We start from the raw sequence: 13,667 nt of genomic DNA, 5'->3' as shown, positions 1-13,667 counted from the left end.
AAATTGGGTATATCGTATCTTTTTAGCACTTTTGGCCATCGCACCTTCTGATGGCCTTTTTTTATTGTGGCGTTAGTGCTTGCCTCGATTTTGTGAACGTGGGCTTTTGGCTGGACTTCACAGTTTGCAGAATAATAATCGGTAGGGCTGTCTGTATTGTCGTATATTCGCTGGTGTTAACTGACCGGTATACAGAGGAATAATGGCTAAGCAAATCGCCCAGAATGAGAATCCGCAAGATACCTCAGATGCAGACGCTGTTGGCCCACTGAGCTTATTTTCCTCTTATGAATCGATTCATATCGAGTTGCGTAAGCCGCACCACATGCCCTGCTACCATTGGCACGGCCAAATAGAAGTCAACATCCCCTTCGGTGATGATGTCGATTATGTCATCAATGACCACCCGTTTACTATCAGCAATGGTCATGTCGGGATCTTTTGGGCGACCACACCGCACCAACTTATCGAGCCCGGTAAGTCGAGTAATATGGGGATCTTGAATATACCCATTCATTACTTCTTGGCTTGGCCTCTGGACGAAAGCCTGCTCAATCAGATCACCCATGGCACAGTGGTGCAGTCAGCGCTGCCAAATCTGGTGACCGAGCAGCAGATTGCATTCTGGATGGAAGAAAGTAAAAGCAATGACATTGGCTTTCGTCAATTGGCGGCCGATGAAATGTCCCTGATGTTAAAAAGAGTGTGCCTAACAGGCTGGGAGAAGCTGACCCATACCATGGAAAGCAAGGGGAGTATGAAAGGGCTCTCCAAGCACTCGCAATTCCATGTGCAGAAAATCTTGGAATATATCGCTTGTCATCATGATTCTCCTTTGACAGTAAAAAGTATTGCGGAGCATGTTGGCTTGCATACCAACTATGCGATGAACTTGTTCCAGAGTGTGATGAAGATGACCATCAAGGAATATGTCACTTCGATGCGGATTAACCACGCCCGCGCACTGCTAGCGGATACCAACCGAACGATTCTCGATATTGCCCTAACGGTGGGTTTCAATTCAAATAGCCGCTTTTATGAAACCTTCCAGCGCTATATGAAAATGACGCCAACGGAGTTTCGCAAGCTCAGTCGCAAGAGTAATAAGCTGGCGCAGTATGATAGCAATTTGGATTTCCAAGGCATTCCTAAATGATTTTCGACGAACCTGCTGTATATGATTAGGTAGCTGTATCAATCCACGTTACACTTTCATTTCCATCTAGCTTCAATGAAAACACATCAACATGAACTCCAGCCATAAACTTCAGATCATTGATCTTATCCTTGACGATCTACAGCAAGCCTACCATGGGGCTATGCATGCCGCTGATCAGGCACATAGTGCCGCGACAGACGATCAGAGTGTGGCGGAAACCCAGTACGATACGTTGGCGATTGAGGCGGCTTACCTAGCCCACGGACAGTCACAGCGAGTTGCCGAGTGTCTGGCAGATATCAATGCTTATGATAAATTGAAAGCGGCGCTGCCAAAGTCATTAGATGAAATCGTATTGGGGTGCCTGATCCATCTTCTTGATGAAGACGACAATGATAAGTGGATTTTCTTTGGGCCTGCGGCGGGAGGTATCAAGCTGAAGCTTGAAAACCATGAGGTCGTTGTCGTCACGCCGTCATCACCATTGGGCGAAGCGCTGCTGGGGTTGACGCTTGGCGAAGAGGCTGAAGTCCATATTGGCGGCAAGGTTGTTTTCTATGAGGTAGAAGCTATCTACTGATAGTGGGTGCTGACTACCAATGAGATAAAAATAAAGGGGGAAGTGTGATTCCCCCTTTATTTAAATCATATCCGACTTTTATTAAGCTTTCGGCTCTTGTTCGGGATCGGCCATACTGAGTAATGAACGGTTTGGGGTATCCATCATCTCGTCGTACAGTGCCACCGTCTCTTTGAACTGTCCTTTTTCTTTACTCGGTACCGAAGACGCCATTGGAATATTGGCGGTCATTGGGTTAACGGCACGGTTACGGATCAGGAATTCATAATGGATGTGTGGTCCGGTAACCCGGCCCGTTGCACCGGCCAGGGCAATACGCTGGCCGCGTGAAACTTTCTGTCCCTTGCGCACCAGGATCTTGCTGTTGTGCAAATAGCGGGTACGGTAGTTGGTACCGTGCTGGATCACCACATATCTACCCGCGTAAGGATGGTTGACCACTTGGGTGACCACGCCATCGCCCGTAGCAATTACTGGCGTACCTGTTGGGGTGGCAAAGTCAACACCGTTGTGCGGCGACACGCGACCAGTTACAGGGTGACGGCGCTTAGGGTTGAAGTTTGAACTGATCCGGTAGGTGCGGCTGCGTTCATAAGGGTAGCGCAGGAACGCACGCTGCAGGCTCTCGCCTTTTGCATCGTAGAAGTTACCATCGCTGTGTAGGTAAGCTGTTGTTGCCCGGCCGCGGCTATGGATACGAATTGCACGTAATTCATGCTGACCGGTGACTTGGGCATCGACCGACTGGCGCGAGACAACCACTTCGAATTTGTCCCCGGCGCGGATATCACGGGAGAAGTTAAGCTTTTCCTTTAGCAGGCTGGTGATCTCATAAATCTCTGTTGCGTTTAAGCCGGCTTTCTGGGCTGAGACCGAGAAACTGCCGTGGATTTCGCCACTGGCGATGATATCTTCCCAATCACCCGGAATATTGACTTCTTCAAGCTCAAAACCATTATCTTCTACCCGCTGGTAGGCGACTTTTTGAGCAATGTTGAATTCCAGTTCTAAGCGATTCAGGCGCTTTTCTGCCGAATTGACCCAAAAACGCAAAGTATTGCCCGGTTGTAGGGTATCAATCTTCAAATGGTTGAGATCGGCTTCCTGCAACTCTTGGATCGTCCGTAGAGGAATGTTTAGCCGGGAGAAAATTTGGCTAAGCGTATCACCTTTCTGGATGGTATAGGCATAGCGCGGCGGTTCATAGACGGGCTGATCAGCAAGATCGCTGGGTGCCCACGGGGTGGAGTTGACCGCAAGGTTAAGTGGAACCGTGCGGTTGTTGGTGCTGGTTTGTGTCAGCAGCGCTGCGATTGTTAACAGCGAGAAGCCAGCAATCCCTAAAAATTTGGTCGACATCCACTTTCGAGAAAGCGTCGAGTTTTGCGTAGACATGGTAAAAGAACTCGTCGTTTTTATTTCTGATAAAGGTTCTTTATCTTGGGTTACGGAGTGTTGGTATCGCTCTCCATAACGATGATGATTTTTTGAATGTTTATAACTATGCATCCATTACAGGTGCGATAGTCTGCCATAAAGAGACCTCGCATGTGTTAAAAAGGTTCCTCGATCCCAAAAAAATCACTTTTCTTGCGTAAAAGATGCACATTTTGTGATGTATGTTTGATTTTTTAAAGCTTAGATTCGCTTTGCTTTATCAAAGCATGAAAAAGCTATCTCTGACATTGCCCTGACATACTTTATGGCTGATGTTGCGTATGGATGGTTGGACATTCATCGTGATGTAATCGGCGGTGGGGACTTGATGCTTAAATGTAAAGTGGTGGAAAAGGCAAGAGTTTAAACAAGCGAAGAAAAGAGGATAAAAAAACAGCGCTCATTGAGCGCTGCTTTTGTGATTCGAACGGCTGTTGCCTACTTATTAGACGAAGCGGATTTTGACAGCCTGTAGGCTGTTGCTTGAGTCGTCCATATCAAACTCTACCAGGCTGCCTGAAACAGGTTGGCCTTGGCTTGCAATATTGGCACCGAAGAAGCGAATGTCTCCGCCTAGATCACAGGTGATAAGGCCCGTACGGTTGGTTGGGTTGTAGCTGCGGATAATACCGGTATGTGAAATCATAATTTTACCTTTTTGCCCAAACTCTACATTCTGTCCCGGCTAGCGTTTGCTTTGTCTGCCAGCACTGGGGAACTTGCTCTGAGATTGTGGCTATCAAATTGAGTACAAATGCTGAAAACAGCGCTTGTCTTGCCGGGTATTCAGCACTCGCTGTTCCGGTTTACTCATTGACCTTGTCTCTGGTATTCACGTCAGGAGTTCACCTAGCTCGCTGACTCATCACTACAGGCGCTCGCAACTTAGCGTGGCAGTGGTATTTAATAGAGATAATCTTCTGGGGGAGCATCAAACTTTGGCGAGAAGTGAGGTGTAGCCTTTGAAAATCATATGTCGGTCTGAGTAGCAGACAGGGCTAAACTAACGTGATTTACCGGCGTTGTAAATACATTTAATTGCAAAAAAGTGTGATCTTGATTTACCAAAGTCCCGGTGCGTTGAACGCTGTGACACAGGAAGAGCTTCCCGCAATTGCCTCCAATGGTTGTTCGGTCAGTGATTGTGCCTGCCAGCCATGCGGGAAAGAAAGTGGCAGTGGCGCTTTGAACTCTTGCTCGGTAATGCGTTCGAATCCGACCCTGCTGTAATAGTTGGGATCACCATAGGTAAAGGCGATCTCAACGCCTCGCTGTTTAAGAGTTTCCAAGCCGTAGCGGATAAGTGCCTGCCCAATACCCTTGCCTTGGCTCTGTGTACTGACAGCGACAGGTGCCAGTAAAAAGGCGGCTTTATCCGTTTCAAACTTCAGGCGGGTAAACAGGATGCTCCCGACTAATTTGTCTTCTTTTGCGGCAACAAAGACAAAGAGGTCGCTGCTGTCTGTGGTATTGAGCAAATCCTCGACTAGTTTGCCGATCGCTGCGCCTTCGTTCGAGCCCTCTGAGTCCGAGAAGGTTTGGGTAAATAGCTGGATAATTGCTTCGCACTGGCTGTTGTCATAGATACCGTAATACATTTTTAGTTCTCCTGTTAATTGATAGCAGAAGTTTAAACTGTAAAGCTATAGACAGGTCAACACTGAATTCTGGGAATAAAACAATATCCTGCTCAATAATTCTGAGATCACTAGATCTAGATGGTATGTCTAGCTTATTGAACAGGAAACGTTTTTGTTTGCAACCCCGTTTCTTAGTGGTAGTCTGAAACGACCGTAGGTGTTTCAACCTTCATTTGGATTCAAGGATGGATTTATGAGTTTGAAAGAAGAAACGAACTGGCGCACAACCGAACGAGATGCGCTATGTGCCGAGTATGAACTTTACGTCGAGCAGATGAAAAACCTGGGCTTATCTTGGGTTGATTTTAATGACTGGCTAGATTACTAGCCCCTAACTACGTACTGTATTTATCTAGTATTTAACCATTTCCGTGCCGTTGTTGTCTCAACGCGGCACATAACATTCTAATTCTCGCTCTCGTATTTTACGCAAAACTTTCCACTTGATGAGTGATGTAGAGCTTCCAGCCAAGTGCTTGATACACACTAACAGCGAAGTCATGGCTAATGGCGAAACCCGGTGTCGCACATAATGTCTTTGTGTTTGCCAATACCGATTTACATACGGTGAATGATCCAGCCTGATGACAGGCATGCCTGTAAGCAGCTTGCTCGTCTATTGCCTGAGCTTGCACCAATAAGTAACCTATTGTTGGTGCTTGAAGGTCGCTACCGGCAGATTATTGCTCGTCCGCCCCTTTCTTAAAATAAATTCTGTTTTTTTCATCGTTTGGGTTTTCCTCAGGCACGTCCAGCGCTGGCGTTGTGAGTGTTTTAATGATATTTCTATACTTTTGGAAATAAATGCAATAAACCTGAGTTCATTTAAGTGACACGTGCCAGACGTTACTCGTTTATGGTTGAAGCCATTCTACGGGCATTTGTTAAGTGCAGGGTTGAAGAGTAGATCAAGATGAGAAACGCAATGCAAAGTTTGCTATCGCAGCAAGTTATTGAGGATGCCTGTGAGTGGGCCATCATGCATGGTGTGGCTTTCAGGCAGGCTGATAATACGGCAAGGCACTGTCCGTTCAGTATTGCGCCGATGACAATGAAACGTGACGTGTATGAGCACCTGCTTAAGGTAACACCGCTGATCACTAAGCTGATCAGCCAGGTATCGGAGGACCATGATTTTCTCCAGGCATCACTGGGTGATTTGGCCAAAGCCGACCCGTTTTTTGGCCGTCTGATGTCGCTTCACCAGCAGGCACACGGCGACGGCAACGACAGACGATATCCAGCCAGGCAGCCGCTGTTGTTGATGCGTACCGATTTCATGGATGATCGCCAACATGGTGCGAAAGTTATTGAGTTCAATGGCATTGCTGCTGGTATGGGGCCGTTTGGCCAGCGTGCAACAGAATTCCATGCTTATATGCAAAGCCAATGGCCCGCAACGTATCAACATTGGTTGGAGGAAAGTCATGCTGTGCCAGCGGAAAACCAAGGCCTAGTGCAGTTGGCCTACGCGATTGCTACCGCGGCGAAAAAAATCCAGGCTGATTTCAATGCCAAGGGGAAACCGACCTTTTTGATGGTTGTGCAGAAGAATGAAGATAACGTGTACGACCAGCATTTGCTTGAAGTTGAGCTGCAGAAACTCGGCTTGCGTACTGTCCGCCGTACCTTCGAGCAATTGAGTACCCAGCTTTCGACTGGTGAGAACCATCGGTTGGTGCTGGATGGTGTCGGTGCCGTCGATGTAGCCTACTTGCGGGCGGGTTATCAGTACTCTGACTACTGGGTGCCTGAGCTCAATGAATCTATCTGTTGTCATACCTTGAGCCAGACTCGGCTGTTTATCGAACAGCACCATGTCGCGCTCAATGCCACTATTAGCCAACAGCTTGCAACAAGCAAATCGATGCAGATGCAGCTGACGATGATGACCGCTCAGGACTATGCTCGCTGGGGGCTAAACCTTGAGGAAGCTCTGCTTGTGAAGAGCGTGTTGGCCGAGATGAAGCCAGTCAATAACACCACGATTGAGTGGTTCAATACCCAGGCGATTAAGCATGAGTGGGTGTTGAAGAATCAGGGAGAAGGCGGCGGTCACTGTGTATTTGGCGAGGATATCAGCGCTAAGTTGGCTCAGCTGTTGTTTGGAGACTATGATGCCTGGGCATTGATGCAGCGTCTTTATCCCCATGAGCGCGAGAAGCCAACGATTGCGGTACGGGATGGCACCCAGAAATTAGTGGATGATTTGGTCAGCGAGATAGGCCTGTTTACGGCTTATTTCAATGGCGAGCCCGTGACACAGCTAAAGGGGTATGCGGGGTATTTGATCCGCAGCAAACCGGCGAGTGAAAACGAAGGGGGGATCCACAGCGGCAAGGGGATCCTCGATTCGCTCACCCTTGTCGATTAAGTGGGGTAACGAATCCAGTGAAACGGGGGAGGCTGCAATGCCTCCTTTTTGCGTACTAGCTAGAGCCTGAATAACTCAACGCGAAGGTGGTTTTCATCTTCGTAAGCGATAACGGATTGGAAGTCATCACATTTATCGATAACAGCCGAGAAGGTGTCTTTGTCGTCAGTACTACCAATAAACAGGATTTGGGTTGACTTGGTCATCAAGCCTTCTTCGTCGAAGCTGGCTTTTAGATCTTCATCCACCACGCAGACCAATACTTTGCCGTAGCGGGCATTCAGGTCAATCTTGTGCGCTTGAGAATACTGTACTTTGGTTTTCAGCTCAGATTCTATGTCATCAACCATCCCGACAAAGCGGTACAAGTCGGTGGAGCAAGTCTGGGTGAGTTGCTCTACTTCATTGCTCAGAGTGGTTTCCAAATCACCCTCAGGGTGTCGGCCAATATTGATCCACTGCTTGGCTGTTTTTTTTATGGCTCGGTATCTGTTTGATTTAGCTATACGTTTTAAGTACTTAACTAAAATATTATTCCTTTCAGCTAAGGTAAGGTGCTTGTCCAGTTTCTGAAATTCGAGGTGCAATAAAGCATTGGTACTAACATCTAGCAACTGCTGGGTTTGGTTCATTAACGTACTATCCAAATCTCTACAAGATTATCGGAGGTATTATATCGAAATTTGAACAAAAATTTTTACATTTTCTCAGATAAAATACCTTTGATAAAAAAAGGGTCATACGGCAAGTCGATTTTCTGGTTGGAGTGGATACTTGGCTGAGTGTTGCGTATCTGGAGTTGGCTGAATTTCAAGCGGCCTTGGTGTCGGCTGTTACGGTGTTGTTGGCTCATCAGGTCAGAAAAGTGCAACACCAACCTAGCCGATGAAAGTAAGTTGGTATTGAATTAGGGGAAGGCCAGGGTAGATATAATTGACTAATAATAATCAAGCGCCAATTCATCTTTGATTCTATTACGGAAGATTGATTTTAATATTTCACCCAGTTGAAGGTTATTACTCAAATCCTTAATCTGGAGTTTGTCTATCCAGTAAATATCTGCGAGAAGGTGTATATCCTTTGCAAGCTCAAATAAACAATCAAGCGACATATCATTGATTGTTTTTTCCCATGCTGGCGTTATATCAACTATAATAATTCTGTTTGGGCGCGTTTGGCTTTTTATATCTTGTATATAGGGGTGTAATTGATCAACGATAATGATCTCGCACTCTCCTTCACCTTTATCATGTATTTTATAAGGTCGGTCATTAATGTGGATTTTTATACTGTTATCTTTTTCAAGAGTACCGTAGAATGACATTATAACTTATCTCTGTAAATTTGTTCCGGTAGAGCAAAGCTACCACTTCCGGTGCATCCATTCTATGAATATGAGAAATTCAATTTTGAAACTATCTAGAGCATAAATACTTTCATAAATGAATATCTGTTATGCGTGGTAATTTTGTTATTACATTTTTATATTACACACACTTAATTACTTCCCTGCCTTTGAACGGTCATATTCAATAAGAGATGATAATGAAAAATTTATATCTATATACAGCTGTTGCACTTACAGGTTTTTCGGCCATGAGTTTTGCTAATGAGTCTTCTCGACTGAGCGGTGAAATCATAGTGACTACGGGCTATATGTCCACTAACTCGAATTTGAGCACCGATGGCAATGCCCGCCTGAATGACTTGAATAGTAAGGGGTCCCATACCGATGATTTTATTGCCGCCCCGCTTGGTAGTCTGAGTTACCGACTGGATGACAATAACAAGCAGCGGGTTTACCTTGGTACCTCAAGGGACGATCTTGCGGTGGGTGATCTGGCCTTTGAGATTGGATACCAGCACGACTTTGCCAATGGTACCCAGCTTGACGTAGCTTACCTGCCGACAGTCTTATCTGGTGAGGTGTGGGCCAATCCCTACCAAACGGGCAGCGGCCGACAGAAAACCGATATTGAAGGCCATGCGTTTCGTATGAAGCTCAACAATATCAATAATACCGGTATGTCGCTGGATATGGCCTATGCCTCTGCCGAAGTGGATAACGAGCAAATTGCGGAACGGGCGCTGCACCGTGACCATGATACTTACTACATCAAGGGCTCGTACCAATCGATGCTGAGCGAGCGCTCTGGTTTAGTTTCTTCCGTATCCTATACCCACCGAGACGCGAAGGGTAAAGCCGAGACATTCGATCAATACAAAACGGAGGTAACGTACTTCACCTCAGTTGACGCACATAAGCTGGCATTGACGGGCGGGTATGCGCACCGAAGCTATGATGGTACCAACCCTATCTTCAATAAAGATCGTTCAGACAACCGCTACAAGCTATTTTTGGCTTATGAATATGCCGATTTTGCTGGCTGGGATAACTGGAGCCTAGTGTCATTGGCCGGGGCTAATTTCAATACTTCAAATATCGATTTCTACGAGAGTGAAGAATATCTGATGACTGTCGGCTTGAGCTATAAATTCTAAGGCCTGTCATCAAAGAAAACGGTAACCAGCAGCTCAAAAGCGGGTTACCGTTGGACGCATTTGACACGCATTCAAGTCATCGGCGGTTGAATGACCGAGTCGAAGAATGATTGCATGGTTTGATGCAAGTGCTGGTTGAGCGGGTAGCCTCGCTTGGATTGGAGGTAGCTACCAGATATGCTGAATTCTCTTAAATTTGCCGGAATTTTAGGTAATGGGTAACAGGCTAATTTATCACTCAGGCTCATGATATAGCTGCTACTGAATTTGATGGCATCAGAGTGCTCAAGTTTATCGATAGCAATAGGAATGCTGTGTGTTCTAAGCGCAACTTTCGGGGTGTACCCCTTGTCTAGATAAAGTTCGTCATAAGGATCGTGCTTAATGTTGACAGCATCGGAGACGAGTTTCACCAGTGGGAGGTGCGCAATGGCGTCGAGTTCGTTGGTTTGACTCAGTACTGGGTGGTTTTTCCTGGCAACCAGACTGACTTTTATGATGCTAAGGTGGTGCACATAAAGCTCTTGAGGTAGAGGGTAAGGTGAATAGTGAACCATATAATCTATTTTGCGTTCTAGAATGTCTTGCAACGATCCTTCTTGCCAATAGATAAGCTCAAGGCAGGCGTTAGGTAGTGCCTTGTTGAGGGCCCGATATATGCCTTGACCAAACGTCTCAAGCAGGCTCAATTCAACGGCAATAACTATCCTGCCACTATATTCAAGCGGGTCAAAGCTTTGATAGGAGTCAAGCACGTTCGCAAATGGGGTAAGCATGTTTTCTGCGGCTTCTGCCAGTTTTTCGGCGAGCTCAGAGGGTTCGACACCATGTGCCTTGCGGATGAACAGCTGGTCACCGAAGGTTTCCCTTAGCTTAGCCAATCCCCGGCTGACACTGGTCTGGGAGATCCCGAGCTTGTCGGCTGCAGTTGACGTGTTACGGGTTTCCACCACCACCCGAAGCAGCTTCAGTAGGTTTAGGTCGAGATCCTCGAGGTTTGTTTGCATGTGCTCTGTCTACTCCATGGCCACATTCCATCATTAATTAATTATTACCATAGCACATGTATATTTAATTAAAAGTTATAGGTGTGAATTATTAACAAAATAAAACGACTGGTTAATTTTCTATTCAACTTTATTATTTTATGACTTTATATTTTAGGTAGATGACGATGCAGACTATTGCGATTGATGGCTTTGTTTCATTTACGCTGGCAATTTGCTTATTATTTATAGGCAAGTTTGCCACTATGCGCTTTGAAGTGTTGAGGAGGTATAGTATTCCAGAACCGGTGATTGGTGGTTTTATTTGTGCCATTTCGGTAGCCTTTTTTTATTATTTTTTCGAAACCAAAGTTGAATTTGATCTCGGGGCAAGAGATACCTTGTTACTGTACTTTTTTGCAGGTATTGGATTGAGTGCAAATATCAAAACGTTATTATCAGGTGGAAAGCCTCTTCTGATACTGACGTTGTTGGCGATTGTTTATATTGGGCTGCAGAATATTGTCGGCGTCAGTATTGCGTCTTTATTTGGCTTTGAACCGCTATTGGGTTTAATGGCAGGATCTATTTCCCTGATTGGCGGTGTGGGTACCACCATGGCCTGGTCGCCAGCGTTTGCGGAAATGGGGATGGAAGGCGCCGCCGAAATTGGTATCGCCAGTAATACACTGGGGCTTATTTCTGCGTGCCTTGTCGGGGGACCGATAGCTAACTATCTGATTAAAAAGTACTGCTTAGAGGCCAATGCCGATCATCAGTTGGATATTGGTGTTTGCCACAATGAAACCGTTAAGCTGGATCACTTCGGCTATTTGTATGCATGGCTGATGCTCAACTTGAGTTTGATGCTGGGCTACTTTGTTGACATGGGACTTGCTTCTATGGGGCTTCAGTTGCCTATGTTTGTTGCGTGCCTCTTGGCTGGCATCATTATTGGTAACTTCAAGTCGGTGGTATTAAAGCAAAAGGCCAGTAAGAATGCCCAGCTTGGACAATCTCTGATTTCAGATGTGTGCCTCGGTATGTTTCTGACAATGGCACTGATGGGGCTTCAGTTGTGGCAATTGCAGAGTTCGATATTGTTCTTGAGTGCTGTAATCGTCAGCCAGGTTATTCTTTCTATTGGCTTTACTCTTTTGGTGGTGTTCCGGGCCATGGGGAAGAACTATGAGGCGGCAGTCATCAGTTCGGGTTTTGGGGGGATCACTCTAGGATCAACGGCCACCGCGATTGTCAACATGACGGCGGTGACCCAGCAGCATGGTGCGGCACATAAGGCTTTTATTATTGTTCCACTGGTGTGTGGCTTCTTTATTGATATTGCCAATGCGTTGATTATCAATGGATTCCTGCAGTTATTTTAGAGGGGGAATGGTTTTTTAATCCATTCCTACAGGCAAAGAAATTCAATTATTGGTGTTGATGTAAAATAACACTTAGTTAGGGGCGCTGTTTAATCAGCGCCCCTTTTGTTCAATTCTGCACTGCGATTGGCTCGATTTTTTACTTGCCTGGAAGTGAGTAGTAATTGGGGAACACAGCGTCAGCTGAGGTTGTTGAGTGCATCCATTGAGCTAAACTCCATATCTTGTAGAGCGAGCATATGCTTGAGGGCGGCATTGTAATCGCTGGTCTTGTGATACACCTCGACAGCACTGCGCCAAATTTCAGCACCTTTAGTGTTAGGTTGTGAAAGTTTGGACAGCATTTCATATGGGCAATCAAAATGACACGGCATAGCCCATTCAGGATAGAATTTTACCCACATTCCAAACTGGTCATCTACAATGTCAACGTTGTAGGGGTGTACCGTGAGGCTAAGGCTACCGTCAGCTTCTCGCCAGGTTCGATAGTATGCTTCCTCGGTAATGTGGTCTGTATCGCCAAGCTCCGGATCGAAGTGTGTATCTTCTCGCAATGCCTGTCTGATGACTTGTCTATTGTCATTACGAACCTTGCCATTGTTGAGAATTATGAAAAAAGCATCCATATCCACCACCTCCGTAAGCAATTGACTAAATTGTGTAAAAATCTACAAATTATTTATAGAGCGATCCACCTATTTTGTTGTTGAGCATCAGTATGTCTGACTCGTCAGAGATGGTCGCGATCTGCGCTGCAATCAAGTTGTGGAAGCTGTGACAAGTGATATTGCCACCGAGATCTAATTGGCCGTCTTGGCGCTCGTTCTGATATCGCTTGGGGCTATCAAAAAAACGAATCCTACTTTAAGCGGGCTCTTCTCAATGCCCAGCAAAGCCTTTTGTTGGGCAGTTTTTCAACTACGTTTTAAGCGTCAATGTAATCAATATACGTCCCTGGAAAAGATCGACATCAACCTGCTTTGGCTGGTATTACTATTTTTTGCGGTGCCTTGCTTTTCTATGCAGGATTTTTTCCAAATCCTGAATGGCTGTTGACAGTTTGATCCCGCTGGTGATTAAGCCATGCTCGTGGAACAGGATGGATGGGATCCGTTTCAAGTTAAACTTGTGACAATCGGTCGCGGTTGTTAGGACGATCTCTAAACCGGCAATCTCGGTGTCATGTAACCAATTTAATTGATGCTCTGAACACACAACGGTGACACGTCCTACCTGCTCTCTTTGCCACTTGTTGTCATGCACCGAATAGTGAGGCTGTAAATTCGACATGCCATCTCTCAAAATAATAAGCCAGTCATCATTTTACGTTTTCTTTAACTACTCAAAGTTAAAGTTATGTCATTTGATGCAGGGGGAGTAGAGATGCCCAATCGTGCAGTGAACGACTGCCGGGTATTTATTTCTTATTCCCCGAGCGGGGAAATAAAACAGCCTGGGCAATGCCCAGGCTGTTACGTATGGTGCGCCGAGCATGGCGTTGTTCTAGGAGGTGAAAGTCCTCTACGGGCTCAGTCGAGCGAGAACCGTTAGCCTATGCAAGGGTGTCCACCGTGAGGTGGGATCTGAAGGAAGCAAACGGCAAA

14 protein-coding genes are annotated in these 13,667 nt (G+C 46.0%); 6 read left to right on the top strand and 8 right to left on the bottom strand.

What is annotated here, in order from left to right:
* The first annotated feature begins 202 nt into the window (after positions 1-202).
* Positions 203-1,156, top strand: coding sequence for a transcriptional regulator MelR (gene melR / locus C9J03_RS14775; RefSeq protein ID WP_044620568.1), 954 nt, complete (start codon positions 203-205; stop codon positions 1,154-1,156).
* Positions 1,157-1,247: 91 nt separating this feature from the next.
* Positions 1,248-1,739 (top strand): GreA/GreB family elongation factor, encoded by a 492-nt coding sequence (locus C9J03_RS14770; RefSeq protein ID WP_044620569.1) that lies wholly within the window; start codon positions 1,248-1,250, stop codon positions 1,737-1,739.
* Positions 1,740-1,820: 81 nt separating this feature from the next.
* On the opposite strand, the gene C9J03_RS14765 is transcribed toward C9J03_RS14770, so the two are convergent.
* The 3 genes from C9J03_RS14765 to C9J03_RS14755 form a co-directional block, all read right to left on the bottom strand.
* On the bottom strand, positions 1,821-3,134 hold the full coding sequence (locus C9J03_RS14765; RefSeq protein ID WP_082060423.1) for a peptidoglycan DD-metalloendopeptidase family protein: 1,314 nt from the start codon (positions 3,132-3,134) through the stop codon (positions 1,821-1,823).
* A 487-nt stretch (positions 3,135-3,621) separates the two neighbouring features.
* A complete protein-coding gene (locus C9J03_RS14760) occupies positions 3,622-3,822 on the bottom strand; it encodes a hypothetical protein (protein WP_039460341.1) in 201 nt (66 codons plus the stop codon).
* A gap of 415 nt (positions 3,823-4,237) precedes the next feature.
* Entirely contained in the window at positions 4,238-4,774 is a 537-nt protein-coding gene (locus C9J03_RS14755) for a GNAT family N-acetyltransferase (protein ID WP_044620571.1), read from the bottom strand.
* Positions 4,775-5,009: 235 nt separating this feature from the next.
* Between C9J03_RS14755 and C9J03_RS27100 the strand changes: the two genes are divergently transcribed.
* Positions 5,010-5,144 (top strand): hypothetical protein, encoded by a 135-nt coding sequence (locus tag C9J03_RS27100; RefSeq protein ID WP_276329430.1) that lies wholly within the window; start codon positions 5,010-5,012, stop codon positions 5,142-5,144.
* Between the two features lie 597 nt (positions 5,145-5,741).
* A complete protein-coding gene (locus tag C9J03_RS14750; protein ID WP_197078560.1) occupies positions 5,742-7,190 on the top strand; it encodes a glutathione synthase in 1,449 nt (482 codons plus the stop codon).
* Between the two features lie 59 nt (positions 7,191-7,249).
* On the opposite strand, the gene C9J03_RS14745 is transcribed toward C9J03_RS14750, so the two are convergent.
* Both C9J03_RS14745 and C9J03_RS14740 read right to left on the bottom strand, forming a co-directional pair.
* Positions 7,250-7,822: a DUF2913 family protein gene (locus C9J03_RS14745; RefSeq protein WP_039460333.1), complete on the bottom strand. Its 573-nt coding sequence runs from the start codon at positions 7,820-7,822 to the stop codon at positions 7,250-7,252.
* Positions 7,823-8,127: 305 nt separating this feature from the next.
* Positions 8,128-8,514 carry a hypothetical protein gene (locus C9J03_RS14740; protein WP_039460331.1) on the bottom strand — a complete coding sequence of 129 codons (387 nt, stop codon included), beginning with the start codon at positions 8,512-8,514 and terminating at the stop codon, positions 8,128-8,130.
* Positions 8,515-8,786: 272 nt separating this feature from the next.
* Between C9J03_RS14740 and C9J03_RS14735 the strand changes: the two genes are divergently transcribed.
* Positions 8,787-9,692 carry a DUF2860 domain-containing protein gene (locus C9J03_RS14735; protein WP_044621807.1) on the top strand — a complete coding sequence of 302 codons (906 nt, stop codon included), beginning with the start codon at positions 8,787-8,789 and terminating at the stop codon, positions 9,690-9,692.
* 71 nt (positions 9,693-9,763) lie between these two features.
* On the opposite strand, the gene C9J03_RS14730 is transcribed toward C9J03_RS14735, so the two are convergent.
* Complete coding sequence (locus C9J03_RS14730; RefSeq protein WP_039460327.1) at positions 9,764-10,699, bottom strand: LysR family transcriptional regulator; 936 nt, start codon at positions 10,697-10,699, stop codon at positions 9,764-9,766.
* Positions 10,700-10,866: 167 nt separating this feature from the next.
* Here C9J03_RS14730 and gltS point away from each other — a divergent pair, with 167 nt between their 5' ends.
* Entirely contained in the window at positions 10,867-12,063 is a 1,197-nt protein-coding gene (gene gltS, locus C9J03_RS14725) for a sodium/glutamate symporter (RefSeq protein ID WP_197078561.1), read from the top strand.
* Positions 12,064-12,242: 179 nt separating this feature from the next.
* Here the strand turns inward: gltS and C9J03_RS14720 are convergent, their stop codons facing one another.
* Together C9J03_RS14720 and C9J03_RS14715 are read right to left on the bottom strand one after the other, a co-directional pair.
* The gene (locus C9J03_RS14720; protein WP_044620574.1) at positions 12,243-12,689 is read right to left on the bottom strand and encodes a hypothetical protein; all 447 of its coding nucleotides are present in this window, start codon (positions 12,687-12,689) and stop codon (positions 12,243-12,245) included.
* A gap of 367 nt (positions 12,690-13,056) precedes the next feature.
* A complete protein-coding gene (locus C9J03_RS14715; RefSeq protein WP_044620575.1) occupies positions 13,057-13,353 on the bottom strand; it encodes a hypothetical protein in 297 nt (98 codons plus the stop codon).
* Positions 13,354-13,667 lie beyond the last annotated feature (314 nt).

Origin of the sequence: Photobacterium gaetbulicola (assembly GCF_003025515.1) — a bacterium.
Classification (GTDB): Bacteria; Pseudomonadota; Gammaproteobacteria; order Enterobacterales; family Vibrionaceae; genus Photobacterium; species Photobacterium gaetbulicola.
This window is presented reverse-complemented; position numbering and strand designations above follow the sequence as displayed.